Origin of the sequence: Fictibacillus sp. B-59209, assembly GCF_036216745.1 — a bacterium.
GTDB classification, from domain to species: Bacteria; Bacillota; Bacilli; order Bacillales; family Fictibacillaceae; genus Fictibacillus_C; species Fictibacillus_C marinisediminis.
This window is the reverse complement of the sequence record NZ_JARMMC010000018.1, coordinates 402,353-425,023: the sequence shown is the minus strand read 5'-3', so window position 1 is coordinate 425,023 and position 22,671 is coordinate 402,353. Positions and strand designations below refer to the sequence as shown.

The window sequence follows — 22,671 nt, the reverse complement described above, 5'->3', positions numbered from 1 at the left end:
TATTAGGACTAGGTACTAATAACAATTGCTAATATGGTCCGAATGAAATTTATCCTGCCATATTTAATAAGGAGGAACTACAAAATGAATCTATCACTTGAAAACCGTACATATGTCATTATGGGAGTAGCCAACAAACGAAGTATTGCGTGGGGGATTGCCCAGTCGCTGTCTAAAGCAGGAGCAAGGCTTATTTTTACATACGCTGGCGAGCGCCTCGAGAAAAACGTAAGGGATCTTGCTGAAACGCTTGAGCGCAAGGATTCCCTGGTTCTCCCTTGTGACATTACGAACGATGATGAAATTAAATCTGCTTTTGAGCAGATTAAAGCTGAAGTCGGGGTAATTCATGGGCTTGCCCACTGCATCGCTTTTGCGAATACAGATGAACTAAAAGGTGAATACCTCAATACGACGAGAGACGGGTTCTTACTCGCTCATAACATCTCTTCTTATTCGCTTACTGCAGTTGCTAAAGAAGCACGCGGCCTAATGACAGAAGGCGGAAGCATCGTAACATTAACTTACCTTGGAGGAGAGCGTGTCCTCCAGAACTACAACGTAATGGGTGTTGCCAAGGCTTCACTGGATGCGAGCGTGAAATACCTCGCGAGTGACCTTGGAAAAGAAAACATTCGTGTAAACGCGATTTCGGCCGGTCCAATCCGTACGCTCGCTGCGAAAGGAATCGGCGACTTCAACAGCATCTTAAAGCAAATTGAAGAAAAAGCCCCTCTCCGCCGTACAACGACTCCAGAAGAAGTTGGCGATACAGCTCTATTCCTGATGAGTGATCTTTCAAGAGGCATCACAGGGGAAACGATTCATGTGGACAGCGGGTACAGCATTTTAGGAAACTAATCCTTGTCATATCTTAATTTTTTCTGATTGAGAGCATAAAAAGCGATAAAACCGGTACAGATGCCGAAATAACCTTTACATTCGTGATAATAATTAATCCGCCAGCCAGTATACCCAGTATATTGGCTGGTATTTTTTTTACGGGGATTGCTGCAAACTGAGCATGAACCAACAGCCCTATCATAATAGGCAATACAATATATAGTTCATAGTTTTAGAATCCAATGAGATTAGAAAACCGATCGTAGCCGATAATGAAATGGCAAATTCACTGTAATTTACAGAACCGATTGCTTTTCTTGGTTCCAATCCTTTGAGAGCAGGACCGGAGTAGTGATCGGCCCCCACCCTCCACCGCCTATGGCGTCCAATAGGCAACGGTGAATAAATAACCGAGGACAAGCGGATAGCATAAAGTGATTGTAGGAAATGTATCTGGAAAGAGGGATGGTTTCGTTGAAGAGAATGAGCAGGGTTTTATGCTAGTATCTGTTGTAATGCCTGTTTATAATGGTGAAGCTTTTTTAAGGGAATCTGTTGATAGTGTCCTTAATCAAACCTATAAACATTTCGAATTAATCGTTGTAAACGATGGATCCACAGACCGTACGAAAGATATTCTGAGTTCATTGAATGATGATCGAATGAAGAGTATTCATCTGGAAAAAAACGGTGGAGCTGCAAATGCATTAAATATTGGCATCAAGGAAGCCAAAGGGGATTGGATAGCAATTCAGGATGCTGATGATATCAGTTTACCGAACAAGTTAGAGGAACAGATACGTTATATCTGTGAACATCCGGATGCAAACGCTGTAGGTTCCCTTATAGAATGTATTTCAGGCCATGCTGAAGTTCCTATGAGAAATCTGCAAATAGAAGCCACTAGAAATCACCTTTCTTCCAAAGAGCATATTTACGCTTATCGTTTTTATTTAAACCCTTTTTGCCACGGATCAGTTTTATTTTCTAAATCAATTTTTAATCAAATAGGGGGCTATGACCCTCAATATAAAATATGTTATGACTATGATTTATGGTTAAGGATGCTTGAGTTAACCCCCATTCATAAAATACCTATTGTGTTGTACCAGTATCGAGTTCACTCTGGGTCGATCAGCCGGAAAAACCAGCAAACGATAAATGAAGATTGGCTAGTAGCTTCTAAACATTTAAAAAAACAATTACAGGAGCGTTTTAAAAAAGCGCCGAGTTTTATCGTATTTGGCAAAGAAGAGGCCTGCGAAGATTTTAAACAAGTCAGTTTAATGAACAGAATAGACGTATCAGGATATTTTTATAAGGATTTTGACAATGATGATATGCTGCAGCTTTATTATGAGAGGAACACCGATGGGATTATTTTTTTGGAAGATATTAGCCTGATAAGCCTGTTTTATAAACTGCAGGAAAAAGGATTAGAGCTGAATAAAAACCTGTATAAAATTTGGGCAGGATATTATAAATAACACTTGCTGTAAGGATAAGAAAGTAACAATAGTTTTGAATGGGAGGCAGCAGCATGGCCATTTTAGTTACGGGAGGTGCAGGTTATATTGGCACCCATACGTGTGTGGAACTTTTAAATAAAGGCTATGACATTGTTGTGTTAGATAAATTGTCCAATAGTAAAAGAGAATCAGTCAACCGAGTAATGGAGATTTCAGGCAGAAGTTTTAAATTTGAGAATGTTGATCTTGTAGAGAAAAAGGAACTGGAAAGAGTTTTTACCGAGAATAAGATTGAAGCTGTCGTCCACTTTGCCGGATTAAAGGCAGTTGGAGAGTCAGTGAAAAAGCCTCTTGATTATTATCGAAATAATGTCATGGGTACGATTTTGCTTTGTGAGGCAATGCAGCAATTTGGTGTGAAAAATGTGGTGATTAGTTCTTCTGCCGCAGTTTATGGTACAACGAAGCAAATGCCAATAGCAGAAGATGCACCGCTTGGTCCGGATAACCCTTATGGCCGGACGAAGCTGATGATCGAAGAAATACTTCGAGATCTCTATGTTTCAGATAGCGAATGGAGCATTGCTCTCCTGCGATATTTCAATCCGGTTGGAGCGCATGAAAGCGGGCGAATTGGGGAGGATCTGAACGGAATTCCTAGTAACTTAGCACCCTATATCACACAGGTCGCTGTCGGGAGATTGAAGGAAGTTAATGTCTTTGGCAATGATTATCAAACAAAAGATGGTACAGGAGTCAGGGATTATATCCATATCACTGATCTGGCAAAGGGACACTTAAAGGCGTTAGATAAAGTGTTGGCCGGCAATGGTGTAGAGGCTTTTAACCTTGGGACTGGAAAAGGGTATAGTGTGATGGAAATGATTGCAGCGTTTGAAAAAGCAACTGGACAAAAGATACCTTACAAAGTGGTGGACCGCCGGCCTGGAGATGTTTCAGTCAGTTATGCAGACCCGGCAAAAGCCAAGAGGATGCTAGGATGGGAAGCCCAAAAGGGGATTGATGAAATGTGTGCTGATGCCTGGAATTGGCAGAAGAACAATTTATATGCTTCATTGATAAAAAATGACTCAGTTATAGGAGAGTATGAATGTTAGTTTCAGTTGTAATGGCTGTTTACAATGCTGAAGACTATGTTGAAGAGGCTATTAAAAGTATCTTAAATCAGACATATGACCAAATAGAGCTAATTATTGTTAATGATGCATCTATTGATCGGTCATATGAAATTCTTGAGTCAATAAAAGATCAAAAGGTAAAGGTTATCCATTTAGATAAAAATCAGGGAGCTGCTCATTGCTTAAATATCGGAATTAAGCAAGCTAGCGGAAGTTGGATTGCGATTCAGGATGCCGATGATCTAAGTCTTCCAAATCGCATTGAAGAACAGGTAAAGTATGTTACAAACCATGCCGGGATAGCAGCAGTCGGCTCGTTTATTCATTGTATACATGGAAAAGAATTAATCTCAAATGAATTATTATTAATGGAAGAGGAAGGATATAATGCCTCCAGTGAACATTTAAAAGAACACCGTTTTTTTTCCTGTTTTATGTGTCATGGTTCCGTTATGTTTTCTAAATCTGTTTTTGATAAATTGGGCGGTTATAATCCGGCATATAGAATCGCCTATGATTATGATCTTTGGATGCGTATGCTTGAAATATTGCCGATTCATAAACTGCCTAAAGTATTATATGAATACCGAATACACCCGGATTCACTTAGTCGATTAAAAAGGCAGGACACAGTTAATGAAGTTTGGCTGATTTCCAGTAAAAATATTCAAAAAAAATTAGTGGATGGTTTAAACCATAACCCCAATTTTGTTATTATCGGCGACCGAAAGACATGTAAAGAATTTAAAAACATTGCGTGTACAGAAAATTCTCTCTCAGTCTATGATTTTTACTATAAAAACAATAGAAGTTTAAGTTCTAAAATTTATAAACTTTATTGCACCGGTAAGGTGGATGCTGTAATTTTTCTTAACAGTTATAAATTATTAGGAATTTATGAGCAGTTAAAACAACAAGGATTGATTTTTAACGATAATTTGTTCAGGATCATGGTGTAAGATATCTTCTTACTATAATGCAATCATAGTAATGTATAACTCCGTGGTTTTTTGCCTATACATCCCCTTAATTGCTGAATAGATTAAACTAATACAATGTATTTAAGTTTCGGGGGTGTACGATGCTTAACACTGGGAATGAACGGATATTAATCATAGCACCACACTCCGATGATGAAGTATTGGGTTGTGGAGGATTGATTGAGAGAGCATGCAGGTTAGGAAATCATGTGAAAGTTGTCATTGCAGCATTAGGAGAAACAACATTCATCCATTCCGGAATGAAAGTGACAGCCGATATTAGAAAAAAGGAACTGTCCGATGCCTTATCGTTTTTGGGTTGTGAAGATTATGAAGTCTTGTTTGAAGATAAAGAAGGGATATTGGACACCATTCCGCAAAAACAATTAGTCTCAAAAATTGATGATATCTTGATGAGTTTTAAACCCTCAATGGTGTTCATACCATATCCGAGTTTTCATCAGGATCATAAGGCGCTTTTTCATGCCTGCATGGCCAGCTTAAGGCCACAGCCTCATCTAAATTATAAGTTGATTGCTATGTATGAGTACCCTTTAATCGTCTGGCAATATCCTCGAATTAACAATGCCGGTGAGCTTTTCTTGGATCTTGGTGAAAAAATAGATATGAAAGTAGAAGCAATGAAAATGCATGTTTCCCAAATCCGTGAGTCTCAACATCTTATTTCACCAGAAAGTATAAAGAAATGGGCAGAAAAAAGAGGGATGGAGAACGGGTCCCAATATGCTGAGAAATATTATATTTTACGTGCAAAGCTTTTTTAGCATTCTGCCAGGAATAAAAGAGTTATTAAGGAGGAATTTTTGCTGAATAACTTTTCAATAAGACCCAAAAGCAGAAATTTTGGATTCGATCGGGGAAAACCTATTGATAGATTTTATATTGAGAAATTTTTAGAGAATAACCGCGCAGAGATAAAAGGACATGTTCTGGAAGTAGGAGATAATTATTATACGAGTACCTATGGAACTAACGTTTTGAAAAGCGATGTGCTGAACCTCATTCCTTCACCTGAAGCGACCATTGTAGGTGACTTGGCAACAGGAGAAAATATTCCTCATGAGGTTTTTGACTGTATTATACTGACCCAGGTCATTCATGTCATATACGATATTAAAATGGCATTAAACAATACAATAAAAGCGTTAAAACCAGGAGGCACATTGCTGATAACGACGACTGGTTTAAGCCCAAGCTGCCGAACAGATTTTCATGGAGACTATTGGAGATTTACGGATACTTCATTGAGGATGCTGTTGAATGAGCTCGTTGATGAAGAAAAGATAGAGATAGATGTATTTGGCAATGTTGCTGTAGCGAAAGCATTTCTTGACTGTTTGGCCGTTCATGAAATCCCTGAAGCCATTTTAGGCATTAAGGATGAACATTACCAGGTGATTCTAACTGCAATAGTTAAAAAATAATGTTTAAAAGAGCAAATGATGAATTGCTCTTTTTTTTATTTGATACAAACATCAGTACAATCAGGATTGGAATTAAGTGCATATAAATTAATAAGGAATATTTTTTTTACAGGATATTATAAATTTTAAGAGGTGTTTAAGTAGTTGGATAAAGAAGTGACCATTTTAATACCTTCATTTAATTCAGGAATATATTTAAGAGAAGCTTTAGAGAGTGTGTTTAATCAAACATATCCCTATTGGAAAATTATTTTAGTGGATGATGCATCAACTGATGATAGCTTGTCCCATGCTGCTGATCTGTTGGAAGATCAAAGAATTACACTTATCAAGAATAAAAAAAACGTCGGCCAATCTATGTCACAAAACATTGGGCTTGAAAGAATAAATACAGAATTCTTTATGCAATTAGACGCTGATGATTGGCTTCCAGAAAACACACTGGATTTATTAATGGATACAGCAAGAAATTTACCTGAAGAAGTAGCATTGATTGTTGGCAATGTTATTGAAGTGACAGAAATGAGAAAAAGAAAAAGGTACAGATATGTTTCTAATGAATGGGACAATATTCTGCAGGAAAAATATGAACTGTTGCTTTCAAACTATATTCCCTGGCCAAAGTTTTACCGAACATCATTGATAAAAAAGATGGGCGGATGGGCAGTTAATGACCCGTTTAACGGCAGGCATGCAGAAGATCTTCGTATGTTTTTACGATTAATAGAAGAATACCGTTTTTACTATATACCACAAACCATTTTATACTATCGAATACATGCAAGGAATTCCACACATCAAAAAGACGTTTACAGAGAGGCTGTAGAGTGGATCGTACGCGATGCTCTTCACCGGTGGGGAAATGAATATGAACCAGTATTTAAGGAAATTAGAGGCGGTTGGAGAGTAGTTAAAAAGTTAAACCGGATTGAATAGGAAGGGTTGGTGAAAATGGACGAAAAAGTAACGGTTCTAATCCCCTCGTATAACCCTGGCAAGTATTTAAGAAATGCAATAGAGAGTGTAATTAACCAGACGCATCAAGGCTGGAAAATGGTCATCGTAGACGATGCTTCGACTGATGATAGTTTATCAACGATACAGGACTATCTATCCGATCCCCGTATAGTCCTTATAAAAAACAAGCAAAATTTAGGACAGTCCAAAACCCAAAACGCTGGTTTAGAGCAAATAGATACTCTTTTTACAATAATGCTGGATAGTGATGACTGGTTTTTTCCAGACACACTTGAAATTCTGATGAATGAGGCGGAAAGGTTGCCCGATGAGGTAGCATTGATCTGCGGCAAAAAAACAATCGTATTAGAAAATGATCAGGGTGAAGTGGTATATAAGATGCTGGATATAAAGGGTCGTTCATATGAAGATCCTTATGAATTTTTGTTGGAAAATTTTGTTCCATATCCCCGTTTTTACCGAACATCCGCGCTTAAAAACGTAGGAGGCTGGCCAACAGATGACCCATATGAGGGGCGTTATCTGGAAGACCGTCGCATGGATGTCCTTTTGATTAAAGATTATAAAATTCGATGGATCGATAAAATGCTTTATAATTATAGGAAACATATCAACAACGTAACCGTTAATAAGAAGGCTATTTTAAATGAGATGATTAAATGGAATATTCATTATGCGTTAAATAAATGGGGGAATGAGTTTGAGCCACAATTCTCAATAAATAAAAACGGCTGGGTTGAATTGAGTTCACTTATTCCAGTAAAAACATAGCATAGACCCCATTTTCCAATCCGTATAAAAAGACTGTCTCAAGAAGTTCGTTTAAAACGATCTGAATGAGGCAGCCTTCTTTTTTATTTGGTTGATTTCCGGAGTTGTCAGCTCTTCCACGTCTTGATTCATTTAGTTACTAAAAGAGGATTTATAAACATTTATTGTTCTTCGTAATCCTTCTTCCAGGCTTACCTTAGGTTCCCAATCAAGAATTTTTTTTGCTTTGTCAATGTTTGGCCGTCTTTGTTTAGGGTCATCTTTTGGCAGAGGGAGAAATACAATATCACTAGAGGAATTTGTGAGTTCTTTTATTAATTTAGCTAGATTTAAAACGGTAATCTCATTTGGATTACCTATATTTATAATTTCTCCGTTTGCGGCATCATTCTTCATCATTAACATAATTGCACGGATGGTGTCGTCTACATAGCAAAATGACCTTGACTGTGAGCCATCTCCATAAACTGTAATTTCCTCTCCCTTTATGGCCTGATTTACAAAATTAGAAATTACACGTCCATCGTCATTTCGCAAACCAGCAGAATATGTGTTAAATATCCGGGCAATCTTGATTTTCACCCCGAAGAGGCTGTGGTATAAATAGCAGAACACTTCCCCAAGCCGTTTGCTTTCATCATAGCAGGCCCTGGGCCCCCAGGTATTAACATTGCCCCTGTAATCTTCCGTCTGAGGATGGATTTCTGGGTCGCCATAAACTTCACTTGTACTTAAATATACCATTTTGGCATTGTGAATTTTACTCAGTTCTAACATGTTTTTAGTTCCAAGGGTATTGATTTCTATGGTTTCAAAAGGAAATTTTTGATAGTATTTGGGGGATGCGGGAGAAGCGAGGTGATAAATTTGGTCTATGTCTGTTATTTCCTTAAGTTGAAAGAGGTTTTCTGAGCAAACATCATGTTTTATAAAGCTGAAGTTTGGATGAACATTTAACTTATCAATATTTTGCATCCTGCCGGTAGAAAGATTATCAATTCCTAAAATGAAGCAGCCTTCGGATAAAAGTGTTTCTGCCAGCTGATATCCCAAGAAACCGGCCACTCCGGTAATTATTATTTTCTCCAATGCACCTATCACCTCTCAAGTGATTATTCGTAGCCTATTCCTTCATAAATATAGCCAATAGCCCTCATCTCTGCTGCATCGAGCATGTTTCTCCCGTCAAAAACAATAGGGGACTTCATTTTATTTTTTATATCTGACCAATCTATACTTTTATAATGAGGCCAGTCCGTACAGATTAAGATGGCATCTGCATTTGTCATTGCTTCTTCTGCAGAATCTTTTTGAAAAACCTTATCCATTAGATCGCCAGGGAGTTTGGCAATGGGATCATGGACTTCTACCATTGCTCCTTCATTTATTAAGTCTTGTATGATCTTCAAGGATGGCGACTGTCTTATATCATCTGTTTGAGCCTTAAAGGAAAGACCCAATACAGCCATTTTTTTTGCCGACAAACTTATTAATCTTGTTTTTATTTTTTTAAAGAGATAGCCTGGCTGATTCTCATTAACCGCATGAACTTTCTCCAGAATCGAAAGATCTACATTGTTTTTCTTTGCAGTATCGATCAAGGCCAGCACATCTTTTGGAAAACAAGATCCCCCATAGCCAATACCAGCATCTAAAAATAATTGGCCGATTCTTAAATCCAATCCAACCCCTTTAGCCACATCTTGGACATTAATTTGCAATTTGTCACAAAGTATGGCTATTTCGTTAATGAATGAAATTTTAGTTGCTAAAAATGAATTAGCAGTATATTTAATTAATTCTGCAGCACTTGGTGTAGTAACAATAAATGGTGACTTTATTCCCTTATAGAGTTCTTGAAGGAGTGCGGTTGCTTTATCATTTTCACTTCCAAGTATTATTCGGTCTGGATAAAGGGCATCATGTAAAGCACTGCCTTCTCTTAAAAACTCTGGATTTGATAATACGTCAAAAGAGACAGGATCTTTCTTTGTATATTCGATCCACCGCTTTACTTGTTTAGAGGTGCCCGCTGGCACAGTGCTTTTGATGACGATTATTTTGTATTCATTCAGATTAGAACCGATAAATTCAGAAGCTTCTCGTAAAAAGTCCAAATTGGCACTTCCATCTTGATTTTGCGGAGTACCGACACAGATGAAAATAAGGGGATTATCTTTTATAGCTTTTTGATGATCCATTTCAAATGTGATTTTTCCAGAAGCTAAGTGCTTAGTTAGCAGCGTATCTAAACCGGGTTCGTAAAAAAATAGTATTCCTTTCTGCAAATCATTAATTTTCTTTTGATCAACATCTATCACTGTTACCGAATGTCCCAATTCAGCAAATATTAAACCGGTAGTTGTTCCTACATAACCTGCCCCGATGATTAAAACATTCAATGAAACACCCCCGTTAAAATGTAACTATATTAAATTATGATTTTAAGCAATAAAACGAAACGGCTATAGTTTGTAATTAGTCAAATTTTATATTTTTTAAAGACACGCCGGTCTTCACTAAATGGGTTGATAATCTGAGATTGTGCTAAATGATTATTTTTATAAATATTTCGTATTTTATCACTTACAAGTCTTCCATTGTCAAAGTAATCATAACTCCATGGAATGTTTGATAAATCCCGATGGCCATGATCTTCTAACAATCTCTGATATTCATTGAGTATGTTAATGCCGTGAGTTGTTGTTTCATTGTTTATTAAATACAAGGTGTCAGATATATAAGGCAGTCCGGAAAAATGAAAAAATCGTAAAGGTTGGTCATTTACCTTATAGTTATCGCTTGTTTTTGTAATATTTCTTTCAAATAGATTCCAATACGCAACATTGTATCCCGGGTGTTTTAAATTCATGACTTTGTCAAAAAAAACAGGGACAAGATCCATCCACTTTTGTTCATTGAATAACCCTCTTGGAGGATCGGTATAACAGTATTGATTGAGCCGATCACACCACCAATCCAAAAAAAACTGACATTCTGTAGATCGCTTGAGCGCGATAAAACCAGTATTGAAATTTCCGGAGTTCAAGAGTGCGAATTCCCCAAATAAATGGGCTGGATTTTTTACTGGATTTAAAATATGTGGAGTTAAAGCAATAGAATGTAAGCGAAGGGTATCCTCAACCTCTATGAAAGGTCCAAAAACCAGGGTATCACTATCCAGGTAAATGACATGTTCTTCTTTTGGATACTTTTGAAAAATATATCGTAACAGCTGTCCTTTACAGAACCCTGCTGTTTCATATTGACTATATTTAAATATGGTATGTTCAAAATTAAGATATCCCATATCTTTCGCTAAAACGATTTCATCAAACAGGTCTAATCTCCTTATAGAAACAGGAAGATTTTTTTCGATCAAACAGACGACCATCTTTGATTCCGGAATATGCTTTTTAATGGATTGTGCTAATGTCTTGGCCATAGCAAGGTGGTTCATGCAAACAGAAGTACAGAAAATCAATGTTTTCTCACCTGCGTTTTTCGTATTTTTAACCGTTTAATGGCTTTATTGGTTAGTGAATAGGGGTTTGTAGTATGTGCCTCTAATTCAGAATTATATTTAAATACTGATCGTGATTTATCATCTATCCGTTCACCATGATCAAAAAAATTATAGCTCCATTCAAAATGGGTAGGATAGAGGTTTTCATTTTCCTCCATTAGAGCAATGTATTGATGTACAACTTTATATATAGACGGATTGTCTGGAAGGTTATCCCGGAGAAAATGTAATGTTGAAAAATGAAAAAATCGAAAAGGTTCACCGTTAGCATAATATACGCCATCTTTCATGCTGATGTTGCGCTGGTTTATATTCCAGAACGCCACATTATAACCGTCATGTTTCAGTACATAAATCTTATCAAACAACATTAAGGCTGCTGTTAGCCATCTCTGGTCGGTAAACAGTCCTTGTTCCGCATCATTAAAAGCATAGCGTTCAAGTCTTGCTGTCCACCAATCCAGCATTGCTTCTGCTTCCATTGAACGTTTAACTCCAATGTACCCGCCGTTAATGATCCCGACTCTCAGAATCAAAATTTCTGCATTTTCCCCCCAAATGGTGTATGTGTTTTTTGGCGGTTCATTATAATGGGGAGTCAATACAATGGAATGCGTTTTAAAGGCAGCAAATACTTCATCAAAACGGGAAAACACTTGAGTATCTGAATCAATATAACTGAAAAATTCCACATCTTTATACTTGTTGTAGACATATTTCATAAGTTGTCCTTTACAAGCACATGCCGCTTCGTATTGATTATATTTAAATATAGTGGTTTCAAAGTTTGTAAAGCCCATGTCCTTAGCCAATACCACTTCATGAAAATCTTGATCGTCCAATAAATGGGCAGGCAAGCTTTTTTCTAGTAAACAAATAACCAATTTACTTTCCGGCATATGCTCTTTTAGTGAATTGGCCAATACCTTTGCCTTTGCCAAATGATTTAAACAGACGGATGTACAAAAAACCATATTTCACATCACCTTACTTGGAAATTATTTTAGTGTCATCAAAAAAAATGCATTCAATGGAAGTGTTTTCTATGTGCAGTTTATCGATTTTTGTCCCTTTTCCGAAAATACTATGAGTTATTAAAGAAGAGACATCACTTACATAAACATTTTCCAGAATTATACTGTCTTGAATCCTGCAGTTATCTATAACAGCACCCTGTGAAACTGATACATACGGACCTATTGTCGAATTTGTTAGCACACAGTTTTTATCAATATGAACGGGCGGAATCAACTTGCAGTTTTTGATGATGGTTGAAGGGTCTGTAGTCTCCTCTGATCGATTCAGGGAATCTAAAACCCAACGGTTGGCTTCTAACCATCGTTCTATTGTGCCTACATCTGAATATTCCTTTTTTGTAATTTGGTAAGAGATATTATATTGATGATTAATTAACCATTGAATGGCGTCAGTAATTTCGTATTCTCCTCTTGAGGAGGGTTGTATATGGTTAATGGCAGTGAGCACATTGGAGTCAAACGCATAAGCTCCAATTATTGCAAGATTGGATGCTGAATTTTTTGGTTTTTCTTCCACTTTAATGATCTGGTTGTTTTCTACATGGGCGATTCCAAATTCACTAGGATTAGAGACCTTCGTAATCATAACAGCACCGTTGATTGAACTAGACAGGATAGCTTCTTTAATGGATAAAAGCGATTCATTGATCAGGTTATCTCCTAATAAAAGAATAAATGGTTCGGTCTTCAAAAAATCCGATGCTTGCCTTACCGCATCTCCAATACCCTTTGCTTTCGGCTGATAAATAAGTGTAATTGAAGTATTGTCGGCTCGTCGATTATCTATATACTCACAAATATCTTTTTGTAAAGGGTTTAATACAATACCAATTTCGTTTATGCCTATTTTTTTCAGGCTTTCAATACAATATTCTAGTAAGGGCTTATTAGCAACTGGTATTAAAGTTTTAGCCCTTGCTAGTGAAAATGGCCGAAGTCTAGTACCTTTTCCGGCTACTAATATTAATCCTTTCAATAAAAAAACACCACCAGACTGACTAAATAGTATTGTATCTATCATCAAAATATATGTTACATTATGCATTTATACTGAAAAACGTTACATAAATAGGTGATGTCATATGGATATAAAAATCTATTATATGCCCAACCAATTTGTAGCTTTTGGAATAATTTAAAAGAAAAAGAGGAATTTTTATTAGAGGTGAGAGCAAATAAATGTATTCAAAAGAGTTCTTTAAAAGTAAAAGAGAAGATTCATTATCATCCGCAAACGGGGTTGTTCCCATCGTAATGGAATTAATCCAGCCAAAATCAGTTTTAGATGTTGGATGTGGGACGGGAACGTGGTTAACGGTTTTTAAGAAGAAATATAGAATAAGAGATATTCTTGGCGTTGATGGTGACTATGTGGACAGGAGGCAGCTGGATATACCAAGAAGAAAGTTCTTCCCGTATAACTTGGAGAATCTTCTTGATTTGGGAAGAACATTTGATTTGGTTGTATCGCTTGAAGTAGCGGAACATCTCCCTGAGCATTGTGCTGAAACCTTTGTGCAATCCCTTGTGAATCATGGCTCAGTTGTATTATTTTCAGCAGCTATACCTGATCAGGGCGGTGATCACCATGTTAACGAACAGTGGCCAGATTATTGGATTGAAAAATTTAAAAAACATGATTTCCTGGTCATTGACTGTATACGAGATAAGGTGTGGAGCAGTGATACAGTTGGATGGTGGTATGCTCAAAATATGTTTTTGTTCGTAAAAAGGGAATATTTATTTAACCACCCGGTTTTATTGTCTTTTTATAAAGATGTAAACCCAGTATCTTTTAATAAAGTACACCCCAATAACCAGCTTTCAACTTTATGAAAATTAGAAAAGAATAATGAAGAACATGGAGAGGTTTATGGAAAATTATGATGTTACCGTTTTGATACCTTCCTATAATCCTGGAATATTTTTAAAGGATGCATTGGAAAGTGTGTTCCGGCAAACTTATGATAAATGGAAAATAGTTTTGGTAGATGATGCCTCCACAGATCAAAGTCTTGCTTTTGTCGAAGACTATTTAAATGAACCGAGGGTTACTTTAATTCGTTTGAACGAAAATGCAGGTCAGTCAAAAGCACAAAATGAGGGCCTTGCCGTTATTGATACGCCTTTCATAATGAAGCTTGATTCAGATGATTGGCTTTTTTTTGACACAATTGAAAAACTAAGAAATGAAGCAGAAAAGGTTTCAGATCACGTTGCACTTATTTGGGGCAATAAAACAGATATTTATGAGGATCGGGAAGGGAATAAACTATTGGAAGTACCGCGCATCGGGGGACGTTCCTATAGTGATAGGTATGAATTCTTATTATCTAACGATGTACCCTTTCCCCGTTTTTACAGAACGTCCGCTCTAAAACAAGTGGGTGGATGGCCAACCGATGATCCATGGGAAGGACGTCATCTTGAAGATAAACGAATGGATGCATTGCTTATTGAACATTTTGAAATTCACTGGATAAATGAGATGCTTTATAATTACAGGCAGCATGCAAATAATGCTACCAAAAAAATAGATCTATATAATGAAGTTTTTGAATGGCACATCTATAATACTTTAAAAAATTGGGGTGACTTGTATACCCCTGTTTTTAGAACATATTGTGGCTGGAAACAGCTGGCACAGCTTATTCCAAAGCAAAATCCTGTATAAAAAACAGGATTTTTTCTTTTATTTCCTTGGAAAATACATAGCAATCTCCTTTATTGCATACATAAATCATATAATCCCAATTCTGGGGAGGAAAAGATGAAATTCGATTATTTAATTGTTGGAGCGGGTTTCTCAGGTTGTGTTATGGCTGAAAGAATTTCCAGTAGATTGGGGAAAAGGGTTCTAATTGTCGAACAAAGGAATCATATTGCAGGTAATGCCTATGATTATTTTGATGAAAATGGAGTTCTCGTTCATAAATTTGGTCCACATATTTTTCACACGAATTCGAAGAAAGTGTGGGATTATCTTTCAGCCTATACGGAATGGATTCCTTATTATCACAGAGTACTTGGTATGCTTGATGGAGAAATGGTCCCAATCCCATTTAACCTCAACTCACTAAATATACTATTTCCTTCAACCAAAGCCAAAGCAATAGAAAACGCCCTGTTGGAACAATATAAGTTTGGGGAAAAGATAACGATTCTACAGCTTCAAAATAACAAAAATAAACAGCTGCAAAATCTCGCAGATTATATTTACGAAAAGGTATTTCATGGTTATACGGTAAAACAATGGGGGTTAAGACCCGAAGAGCTGGATGCGTCTGTAACAGGACGGGTACCTATTCTCATCTCCAGAGACAATCGGTACTTTCAAGATAAATATCAAGCGATGCCAAAGCATGGATATACTGAAATGTTTAGAAGAATGTTGAAAAGCCCAAACATCAAATTATTGTTGAATACTGACTACAAAGAAATCATAGCAGATGTTCAGTTTAACAAATTAATTTTTACAGGCCCTATCGATATGTATTTTGAATATAAATATGGCCAATTGCCATACAGAAGCTTACGGTTCGAATTTGAATTTCACAATAAGGAGGAATTTCAAGAAGCAGGCCAGATCAATTATCCAAATGAGTATGAATTTACGCGTATTACGGAATTTAAAAAATTAACACACCAAAAGAACATCCTGGGAACAACGATTGCAAGAGAATATCCGGAAGTCTACAAAAAAGGTATTAATGACCCGTATTATCCCGTTCCCAAAAAAGAATACAGGGAGCAATATATATTATATGAAACTGAAGCGCAAACCATTAAAGACAAAGTGATATTTGCCGGAAGATTGGCAGAATACAAGTATTATAATATGGACCAAATCGTAGCCAGGGCTCTGCACTTGTTCGAAAAAGAAATTAATACAGAATAGGATAATACAGAATAGGAGGAGTGCCATGATTCTTGTGACAGGAGGAGCAGGATATATTGGGAGTCACGTAGTCAAAGCTTTAATTATGAAAAATTATCAGGTTGTTGTTATTGATAATTTGTCAACAGGCAATCAGGAAGCACTTGATCCTAAAGCAATATTTGTAAAAGGGGATGTAAGAAACCCTAAAGATTTAGGAGAAATCTTTTCAAAATACCCTGTTCGTGCAGTTATGCATTTTGCAGCAAATGCATACGTAGGAGAGTCGGTTGAAAAACCTGCAGTATATTATAGCAACAACGTAAATGGAATGATAACTCTATTGAAGATGATGGTGCAATATAATGTTAAGAAAATTGTTTTCTCCTCATCATGTGCAGTTTACGGGAAACCGCCTTGCAAGATGATAAATGAAAGTACTCCTGCAATTCCCATTAATCCTTATGGTTGGACCAAATTAATTGGGGAGCAGCTATTAAGAGACTTTTCAACAGCATATTCGCTAAAATATATTGCTCTGCGGTATTTTAATGTAGCAGGCGCCATTGACTCAGGAGAATTGGGAGAGGACCACACACCTGAGACCCATTTAATTCCCAATATCATAAAACATTTACTCGGAGAGACGAAAAAAATTTTTGTGTATGGTAATGATTATGAAACAAGAGACGGTACATGCATAAGAGATTATATCCATGTTACAGACTTAAGTAATGCCCACATTCTTGCACTTGAAGCACTGCTGGATAGTAAGGCTGCCAACAGAGTTTATAACGTAGGAAATGAAAAAGGAATAAGTGTGAATGAAATAATAAAAATGTGCGAAACGATAATCGGCAGAAAAGCCACTGTGGAATATGCAAAAAGGCGTGATGGAGATCCTCCTGCTCTCATAGCCAGTGCAGATTTGTTAAAAAAAGAGTTTAACTGGAAGGCACAGTTTGACCTGAAAGATATGATTGAATCTGCATGTCAATGGTTTTTAAATAATCCAAAAGGTTATAAAAAACCGTAAAAAGAAAGGGGATTATATGGTATCTGTCATTACCTGTACAATTAGGGATTCGTGCATGGATAATATATTTGATAATTACAAGAATCAAAATTACGATCATAAAGAACTGATCATTGTGCTTAATCAAGACAGTATGTGTTTGAAAAAATGGCGTGAAAAAGCAAAAAATTATGATAATGTTTCTGTTTTTCAACTCCCGGAACATACCTCCTTAGGTAATTGTATCAATTTTGCAGTGGGGCAGGCTAAATATGATATAATTGCAAATTTTGAGGATGACGATTATTATGCACCAGCATATCTGCAGCATTCTATTTCTGTATTGAATTCTATGAAAGCGGATGTTATAGGAAAGACATCGGTATATATATACTTGAAAAACAAGCAAGTATTAGCTGTTTTCAATCCAGGCAATGAAAATCAATATGTCAATCATCAAAACAGTTTTGCAAAGCAATATTTACAAGGAGGAACATTAGTTTTTTATAAAGCAATTTTGGACCTAGTAAGGTTTCCCGATCAGGTTAAAGAAGTAGACCGGATTTTTTGCAGGGACTGTGTGAAGGCGGACTTAAGGGTTTACTCAACAACAAAAGAAAATTTCACCTATGTAAGGAATGATGATCAGGAACAGCATACGTGGAAGGTGCCTGTGGAAGTTATTTTAAGCATAAGCCAATTTATTACAAAGACAGATGATTTCAAACCGTTTGTATCAAAGTTTTGATGTCACTTATGAGGAACAGGGGAGGCTTGTATGGTTTCCGTCATCACTTGCACGATAAGGGATAATTGTATGGAAGAGGTTTTCCTTAATTTTGATCGGCAGCAAGATGTAGAAAAAGAATTAATTATCATTTTAAATAAAGATAATATGGATGCTAAAAAATGGAAAGAAAGAGCAGCTGATTCTTCTAACATTTCTATCTATCAATTACGATCTGATACTACGCTGGGAGAATGTTTAAACTTTGGTGTAGAAAAAGCAAAGTTCAGCCAAATTGCTAAATTTGATGATGATGATTACTATTCGCCTTATTACTTGTTGGATTCACTTCAATCTTTAAGAAATTCTCAAGCATCCGTAGTTGGAAAAACCTCCATTTTTATGTACTTTAAAGATCAAAGCCTGCTTACCGAATTTAATCCGAATAAATTTGGGGGGGCAGTTGCGAAAAATGAGGAGACATACAATAATCATTTATTAATGGGAGGGACGCTGGTTTTTAAAAAAGAAGTTTTTAATACGGTAAAATTCAGTTCCACCAATATTGCTGAGGATTCAGCTTTTTGTAAATCATGTATTGAGAATGGAATTCCTCTTTACTCAGCAACTAAAGATAACTATGTTTATTTAAGAAGCTATGAACCAGAAAGTCATACATGGAGGATTAAAAATAACACGATTTTGAAATTCTGCAGCGTGATCGCTAAAACCGATGACTTCCGGCCTTATATTACTAAAAAACCTATTCTCTAATGGTTAGAAAATCAGGCAGGCTGCCAGCCTGTTTTTGAATTTTTCATTATCTAAAGAGATTGTCGAACAACAATAAAAAAAATCAGGCTTTTTAGGCCTGATTTTTGCGTAATAACCTAACCTATTACGTGAATAGTTGGATCGCAGTAATTTGACGGCAGTCAATGATGATAGGATATCCGTCTAAGATGAAAGTCGCACAGCAAGTTTTATGATCGAAACAAGCGAATGTTAACTCGTCATTAAAGAAGTCCTCTCCGCCTTTTAGTACGATTTGTACTAATGAACCAGGTGTTAGCTTTCTGATCTGATCACACGCACAACCTTTACATTGGTTATGAGAAGAAGATGAAGATGAAGAGCTTTCTTCTTTTCTTCTTTTCTTTTTGTGTTTAAAGCTTGAGCTTGAGCTTGAGCTTGAGCTAGAGCTAGAGCTTGAGCTAGAACTAGAACTAGAGCTTTCGTGTTTTTTTCTTTTCTTGTGTACAAAGCTGGAGCTAGAACTAGAACTTTCTTCGTTGCAGCCGCACCCTTGTTTTTTAAATAATGAACCCATTACTTTTCCTCCTTATTTGTCTTTCGTACTCCTGATCATTCAGGGGTAATATAGTATATTGAGTTTTTTAAAATTTGCATGGATAAGTACCTACTTGTACAAAAAATAGGTTTTTCTACTAGAAAAATAGAAAAAAAGAAGGGTGAGATCCTTCTTTTTAGCGGCCATCATTGTTTTTTTTAGGTTTCCACGTTACTTTTCCGCACGTTTTGCAGCCCTTCTTTTTTTTCACAGGTTCAAACAATGACGGTCTGCTTGCCGCTTTTTTTGATTTTTCCTGCTGGCGATCACGATATAGCTTTCGCATTTGAGATTTGTCCATTCCACCCACACCTTTTCAGTAAGTTGCTTCTATACTATTCTTTACTTCTCCGAGTGGTATAGGTATTTGGCTGAAAGGGATTAATGGCTGTTGAAGTTTTGCTATTTTTTTGTTTAAACGGATTGATAGTAGATTCAGGGGTTTGTACGCTTTTAAAAGGGTTTATGGCTGGCCCGTTATGGAGATTTTTATTTCGTGTTACTGTTGCGGGTCTGCTTCGGACAGGTATAAGCTGCTGAGGAGCGATGAAGGTGTCAGGCACCTTAAATTCAGGCTCAATTTTTGGCTTTTTCATTTTTTTTGTTTCTTTTTCGCATTGCAGATCAGCGAGCATGGGATTTATCGTTCTTAAGATGTGGTTTATCCCTGTCTGGTATTCTCCAATAGAGAGGGAAGCGAGTGATGAAAATGTCTTGGAGAGTCCAATCTGCAGGATGAGGTAGCTGATCCATTCAGGAATACATTCTTTTTCTCGCCATCTGAAGGAAAAAGAATAGTGATTTGCTTTTCTTTTGCATAGGATGCTCTTATGAATCATGTTTTGAACAGCATTTTCGGTATTCTCGGCTGGAGTAATATAGAGGAGTTTGGAATTTTCCGTTTGAATGATGATGGGTACAGGCTGATCCGCAACAAATGAAACCGATATTGAGGCTGTTGTACTCATTCCCGAGGGATTTTCTTCTATAATAACATCTGTATGCTTAAGAAATTCTTTAACTCTATCCAAGTCCCTTTGCTCAAGACCAGAAATCACAAAACACTGGCCATACATAGCCGGTTCAATTTCATGATAGTTTTCATTCCAATCCAATCCCCAATAATTTAATAATGGTTTTATATGCTGAAAAAAATTGGTGTCCATCTGTCCGATCTGTTTGCCCCCAAATGTAAGAATCATGATGTCTTTCCTCCTAGCTGCCCGAAAAATAGGCATTCATTCTTGTGTCATAACCTATCGTATTCCCATAGTATGTAGGGAATCTTCAGAACATGATGAGGAAAGGAAGGGAAACTATGGGTTTAAATCATAAGAAATCTATACCAAAGGCTGCCAATAGTCTCCAAGAAGAATGCATAAGAGTACAGAAAGTGTATGATTGGGTTACTGATACATTTTCAGTAACGAAACAAGTTAGTTTCAATCCGGAGCAGCTCAGAAAGATCGAGGAAGCATTAGAAGATCCGGCACGGCGTCCTTTGCGACTGACTTGTCAAACACCGGCGGCTCCGCCTCCATTCCCGTTAAACGGAGAAGAAACGAGGGCAGAATGCGAGACCTTCCTGTGTGAGCAGGTTGGTGAGAAAAGAGATGTAACGGTTTCGCTAAACGGTAATTTTGTTGATGCTCAGCTCGTGGAGCTGTTATTCACTTCTGAGGTAAGGGTAGCTGTTGTGGACCGTAACGGAAGAGTCGTAACACACCTTACAACGGATGCATCTGTGCTCGAACCGTTTGTACTTTGTTATCCAGACGGAACAGACCTGTTTTGCAAAATCACCAGAATTCTTTGCAAAATCCAAACAGGAACTGTACTCCTAAACGCTCCAGCACCACGATCTTTTAACCTCACCATTACATTCTGTGTGGATATCCAAATCGAAGCTGAAGTGAAACTCGAAGTACTTGCTAAGTTCTGCTCACCTCGAAATAATGACCTTTCAGCTGAAGAAGCTGAAATGGATTCTTGTCCGGAGGTCGAATTCCCTGCACAATGTCCGGATATCTTCCCTCGCCCTAACTGCGATTGCAGTGTCAGCGGTGAAGCGAGCGGACGCACCGGAAGCAATTCTACTGAAAAAGGCCGCCTTAGCGTGCTTGCTGATATCTGCCAAAACTGCAGCCTGAGTGACAGTTCACTTCACTTTACGTTTGAAGATGAAAACGGGGGATTAAACAACTTCGACTTCACGGCGGATAGCTTTGAACAGGATTCTCTAACTTGCGAGCCTTGCGAAGGCAAGGGACTCAAGCTGATGGTCTCAGGTGTAGGTACGACAAATGAGGGTGAAGAATTTGACTTTAACTTCGCAGCCGTAAGCCGCCACTCTGGAAGCCGTTTCCAGCTTCAGCTTATTGATGAAAGAGGGGTCACTGTATTCGAATCAGGAATTGTGAAAGTAGATGAAGGAAGCCTTGAGGTTGAAGATTGCGTGACTTTCGATGATATCAAATTAAAATAATATCCTTAAGCGCAATAAAAGAGCAGGGAACCATCCTGCTCTTTTTTCTTTAAAAAGTGAACGAATCAGTGAAGCCTACATAAGATAAAAGATGGGAGCCTATTTAGGGGGGGACACGTATGCATTCTCAAAAAGAACGGTTAAGCTATGACCGTCTTATCGCTCGGGCCCAGTTTTATCAGGAAAAGTCTTTAGAGTTGGAAAAAAAATTAGTGTTTGCAGAGGAACTTATTGAAAAACTTGAAAAAGAAGCAGCGGATTCTTCAAAAGATACAACGATACAGGCACTTGAAGCTGAACGGGTGCGGCTGACAGAAGAGGTCGCACACTTGAAAAATGAGCTGGGGCAAGCCAAAAGCATTGATTATGACAAAAGAGCAGCGGATTATGAGGCATTGCTGGCTGAAGTGCAAAAGGAGATTAACGATAAGGAGAACAAACTGGATCTCAGCCAGCAAAAAATAAGGGCATTAGAAAAAAAGCTTTCACTTCAAGGAAGGCCTGATCCCTTTATGAAGAAAGCAGAGGAAGACGAAGAAGAGAATATTTTCGTTAAGAAGGATTATGAGTGTCTCTGCCTGTTTGATTACTCCATCATCATGAATGAAAATCAATCAGGCTTTATTAAGGGATCATTTATCATTGAAAACACAGGATTAATTACACTTCAGAATCCATCTGTTTGTCTGCGCTTCAATCCAGGTGAAGCCAACGTCTTAAAAGGGAAGATTTACTCCAGTGAAAATCATGAGGTTAATCAAGACAACCTCGCGAACTTTCATTGGATGTTTATCGACAACGACTGGGCGCAAGAAGCGAAAGAGCGCGGAGAAATCTGGATCTGCCCGATAAGAGAAATGACGATAGAACCTGGTGAGAAATCCGTGATACAAGACTATCAGATTCCATTTAAGAAAGAAATCATAGGCAATCTAACGGTTGAAGCCTTTGTTTTCTTCAATAAACAGCAATATAAAGTAAAAGCGGCCAATCATATTTCTATCAATTTTTGATAATTAAGCCTATGT

The 22,671-nt window shown here is 37.3% G+C and carries 24 protein-coding genes; 16 read left to right on the top strand and 8 right to left on the bottom strand.

Annotated features, from left to right (window positions below; all coding sequences use genetic code 11):
• Positions 1-84 precede the first annotated feature (84 nt).
• The 8 genes from fabI (at position 85) to P4361_RS14970 (ending at position 7,625) form a co-directional block, all read left to right on the top strand.
• Positions 85-861: an enoyl-ACP reductase FabI gene (fabI, locus tag P4361_RS15005; protein ID WP_265407794.1), complete on the top strand. Its 777-nt coding sequence runs from the start codon at positions 85-87 to the stop codon at positions 859-861.
• Positions 862-1,277: 416 nt separating this feature from the next.
• Complete coding sequence (locus P4361_RS15000; RefSeq protein WP_328089903.1) at positions 1,278-2,330, top strand: glycosyltransferase family 2 protein; 1,053 nt, start codon at positions 1,278-1,280, stop codon at positions 2,328-2,330.
• 53 nt (positions 2,331-2,383) lie between these two features.
• A complete protein-coding gene (galE, locus tag P4361_RS14995) occupies positions 2,384-3,430 on the top strand; it encodes a UDP-glucose 4-epimerase GalE (RefSeq protein ID WP_328089902.1) in 1,047 nt (348 codons plus the stop codon).
• On the top strand, positions 3,424-4,410 hold the full coding sequence (locus P4361_RS14990; RefSeq protein ID WP_256225609.1) for a glycosyltransferase: 987 nt from the start codon (positions 3,424-3,426) through the stop codon (positions 4,408-4,410). Before galE (P4361_RS14995) ends, P4361_RS14990 begins: the two co-directional genes overlap by 7 nt.
• Before the next feature lie 122 nt (positions 4,411-4,532).
• Positions 4,533-5,216 carry a PIG-L deacetylase family protein gene (locus tag P4361_RS14985; protein WP_062231435.1) on the top strand — a complete coding sequence of 228 codons (684 nt, stop codon included), beginning with the start codon at positions 4,533-4,535 and terminating at the stop codon, positions 5,214-5,216.
• A 39-nt stretch (positions 5,217-5,255) separates the two neighbouring features.
• The gene (locus tag P4361_RS14980; RefSeq protein WP_328089901.1) at positions 5,256-5,876 is read left to right on the top strand and encodes a methyltransferase domain-containing protein; all 621 of its coding nucleotides are present in this window, start codon (positions 5,256-5,258) and stop codon (positions 5,874-5,876) included.
• 144 nt (positions 5,877-6,020) lie between these two features.
• On the top strand, positions 6,021-6,812 hold the full coding sequence (locus P4361_RS14975; protein WP_328089900.1) for a glycosyltransferase family A protein: 792 nt from the start codon (positions 6,021-6,023) through the stop codon (positions 6,810-6,812).
• 15 nt (positions 6,813-6,827) lie between these two features.
• Positions 6,828-7,625: a glycosyltransferase family 2 protein gene (locus tag P4361_RS14970; RefSeq protein ID WP_062231441.1), complete on the top strand. Its 798-nt coding sequence runs from the start codon at positions 6,828-6,830 to the stop codon at positions 7,623-7,625.
• A 132-nt stretch (positions 7,626-7,757) separates the two neighbouring features.
• Here the strand turns inward: P4361_RS14970 and P4361_RS14965 are convergent, their stop codons facing one another.
• From P4361_RS14965 to P4361_RS14945, 5 genes are all read right to left on the bottom strand, one after another.
• Positions 7,758-8,714, bottom strand: coding sequence for a UDP-glucuronic acid decarboxylase family protein (locus P4361_RS14965; RefSeq protein ID WP_328089898.1), 957 nt, complete (start codon positions 8,712-8,714; stop codon positions 7,758-7,760).
• Positions 8,715-8,737: 23 nt separating this feature from the next.
• Positions 8,738-10,027 carry a UDP-glucose/GDP-mannose dehydrogenase family protein gene (locus P4361_RS14960; RefSeq protein WP_328089896.1) on the bottom strand — a complete coding sequence of 430 codons (1,290 nt, stop codon included), beginning with the start codon at positions 10,025-10,027 and terminating at the stop codon, positions 8,738-8,740.
• Between the two features lie 80 nt (positions 10,028-10,107).
• Positions 10,108-11,007 carry a hypothetical protein gene (locus tag P4361_RS14955; protein ID WP_328089895.1) on the bottom strand — a complete coding sequence of 300 codons (900 nt, stop codon included), beginning with the start codon at positions 11,005-11,007 and terminating at the stop codon, positions 10,108-10,110.
• A gap of 98 nt (positions 11,008-11,105) precedes the next feature.
• Positions 11,106-12,125: a hypothetical protein gene (locus tag P4361_RS14950; protein WP_328089894.1), complete on the bottom strand. Its 1,020-nt coding sequence runs from the start codon at positions 12,123-12,125 to the stop codon at positions 11,106-11,108.
• Positions 12,126-12,138: 13 nt separating this feature from the next.
• Entirely contained in the window at positions 12,139-13,164 is a 1,026-nt protein-coding gene (locus P4361_RS14945; RefSeq protein ID WP_328089893.1) for a sugar phosphate nucleotidyltransferase, read from the bottom strand.
• A gap of 203 nt (positions 13,165-13,367) precedes the next feature.
• Here P4361_RS14945 and P4361_RS14940 point away from each other — a divergent pair, with 203 nt between their 5' ends.
• The 6 genes from P4361_RS14940 to P4361_RS14915 all read left to right on the top strand — a co-directional run bounded on the left by P4361_RS14940 (position 13,368) and on the right by P4361_RS14915 (position 18,581).
• Positions 13,368-14,024, top strand: coding sequence for a class I SAM-dependent methyltransferase (locus tag P4361_RS14940; protein ID WP_328089892.1), 657 nt, complete (start codon positions 13,368-13,370; stop codon positions 14,022-14,024).
• Between the two features lie 37 nt (positions 14,025-14,061).
• Positions 14,062-14,862 (top strand): glycosyltransferase family 2 protein, encoded by an 801-nt coding sequence (locus tag P4361_RS14935; RefSeq protein ID WP_328089891.1) that lies wholly within the window; start codon positions 14,062-14,064, stop codon positions 14,860-14,862.
• 96 nt (positions 14,863-14,958) lie between these two features.
• Complete coding sequence (gene glf, locus P4361_RS14930; protein ID WP_256225621.1) at positions 14,959-16,086, top strand: UDP-galactopyranose mutase; 1,128 nt, start codon at positions 14,959-14,961, stop codon at positions 16,084-16,086.
• A gap of 25 nt (positions 16,087-16,111) precedes the next feature.
• On the top strand, positions 16,112-17,101 hold the full coding sequence (gene galE, locus P4361_RS14925) for a UDP-glucose 4-epimerase GalE (protein ID WP_256225622.1): 990 nt from the start codon (positions 16,112-16,114) through the stop codon (positions 17,099-17,101).
• A 55-nt stretch (positions 17,102-17,156) separates the two neighbouring features.
• Positions 17,157-17,828: a glycosyltransferase gene (locus P4361_RS14920; protein ID WP_256225623.1), complete on the top strand. Its 672-nt coding sequence runs from the start codon at positions 17,157-17,159 to the stop codon at positions 17,826-17,828.
• Between the two features lie 30 nt (positions 17,829-17,858).
• Complete coding sequence (locus tag P4361_RS14915) at positions 17,859-18,581, top strand: glycosyltransferase (protein WP_328089889.1); 723 nt, start codon at positions 17,859-17,861, stop codon at positions 18,579-18,581.
• A 124-nt stretch (positions 18,582-18,705) separates the two neighbouring features.
• Here the strand turns inward: P4361_RS14915 and P4361_RS14910 are convergent, their stop codons facing one another.
• From P4361_RS14910 to P4361_RS14900, 3 genes are all read right to left on the bottom strand, one after another.
• Positions 18,706-19,137 (bottom strand): hypothetical protein, encoded by a 432-nt coding sequence (locus tag P4361_RS14910; RefSeq protein ID WP_328089888.1) that lies wholly within the window; start codon positions 19,135-19,137, stop codon positions 18,706-18,708.
• 157 nt (positions 19,138-19,294) lie between these two features.
• Complete coding sequence (locus P4361_RS14905; RefSeq protein ID WP_328089886.1) at positions 19,295-19,459, bottom strand: hypothetical protein; 165 nt, start codon at positions 19,457-19,459, stop codon at positions 19,295-19,297.
• Positions 19,460-19,493: 34 nt separating this feature from the next.
• Positions 19,494-20,360: a hypothetical protein gene (locus P4361_RS14900; RefSeq protein WP_328089885.1), complete on the bottom strand. Its 867-nt coding sequence runs from the start codon at positions 20,358-20,360 to the stop codon at positions 19,494-19,496.
• Positions 20,361-20,476: 116 nt separating this feature from the next.
• On the opposite strand from P4361_RS14900, the gene P4361_RS14895 reads away from it, so the two are divergent.
• Together P4361_RS14895 and P4361_RS14890 are read left to right on the top strand one after the other, a co-directional pair.
• Complete coding sequence (locus P4361_RS14895; RefSeq protein ID WP_053354722.1) at positions 20,477-21,643, top strand: hypothetical protein; 1,167 nt, start codon at positions 20,477-20,479, stop codon at positions 21,641-21,643.
• 119 nt (positions 21,644-21,762) lie between these two features.
• Positions 21,763-22,656: a hypothetical protein gene (locus P4361_RS14890; protein ID WP_265407778.1), complete on the top strand. Its 894-nt coding sequence runs from the start codon at positions 21,763-21,765 to the stop codon at positions 22,654-22,656.
• Positions 22,657-22,671 lie beyond the last annotated feature (15 nt).

Coding starts and splice junctions, on each gene's coding strand:
- fabI (WP_265407794.1), top strand. CDS start 85: ATGAATCTATCACTTGAAAACCGTACATATGTCATTATGGGAGTAGCC.
- galE (WP_328089902.1), top strand. CDS start 2,384: ATGGCCATTTTAGTTACGGGAGGTGCAGGTTATATTGGCACCCATACG.
- P4361_RS14990 (WP_256225609.1), top strand. CDS start 3,424: ATGTTAGTTTCAGTTGTAATGGCTGTTTACAATGCTGAAGACTATGTT.
- P4361_RS14985 (WP_062231435.1), top strand. CDS start 4,533: ATGCTTAACACTGGGAATGAACGGATATTAATCATAGCACCACACTCC.
- P4361_RS14970 (WP_062231441.1), top strand. CDS start 6,828: ATGGACGAAAAAGTAACGGTTCTAATCCCCTCGTATAACCCTGGCAAG.
- P4361_RS14950 (WP_328089894.1), bottom strand. CDS start 12,125: ATGGTTTTTTGTACATCCGTCTGTTTAAATCATTTGGCAAAGGCAAAG.
- P4361_RS14940 (WP_328089892.1), top strand. CDS start 13,368: ATGTATTCAAAAGAGTTCTTTAAAAGTAAAAGAGAAGATTCATTATCA.
- P4361_RS14935 (WP_328089891.1), top strand. CDS start 14,062: ATGGAAAATTATGATGTTACCGTTTTGATACCTTCCTATAATCCTGGA.
- glf (WP_256225621.1), top strand. CDS start 14,959: ATGAAATTCGATTATTTAATTGTTGGAGCGGGTTTCTCAGGTTGTGTT.
- galE (WP_256225622.1), top strand. CDS start 16,112: ATGATTCTTGTGACAGGAGGAGCAGGATATATTGGGAGTCACGTAGTC.
- P4361_RS14920 (WP_256225623.1), top strand. CDS start 17,157: ATGGATAATATATTTGATAATTACAAGAATCAAAATTACGATCATAAA.
- P4361_RS14915 (WP_328089889.1), top strand. CDS start 17,859: ATGGTTTCCGTCATCACTTGCACGATAAGGGATAATTGTATGGAAGAG.
- P4361_RS14910 (WP_328089888.1), bottom strand. CDS start 19,137: ATGGGTTCATTATTTAAAAAACAAGGGTGCGGCTGCAACGAAGAAAGT.
- P4361_RS14905 (WP_328089886.1), bottom strand. CDS start 19,459: ATGGACAAATCTCAAATGCGAAAGCTATATCGTGATCGCCAGCAGGAA.
- P4361_RS14900 (WP_328089885.1), bottom strand. CDS start 20,360: ATGATTCTTACATTTGGGGGCAAACAGATCGGACAGATGGACACCAAT.
- P4361_RS14895 (WP_053354722.1), top strand. CDS start 20,477: ATGGGTTTAAATCATAAGAAATCTATACCAAAGGCTGCCAATAGTCTC.
- P4361_RS14890 (WP_265407778.1), top strand. CDS start 21,763: ATGCATTCTCAAAAAGAACGGTTAAGCTATGACCGTCTTATCGCTCGG.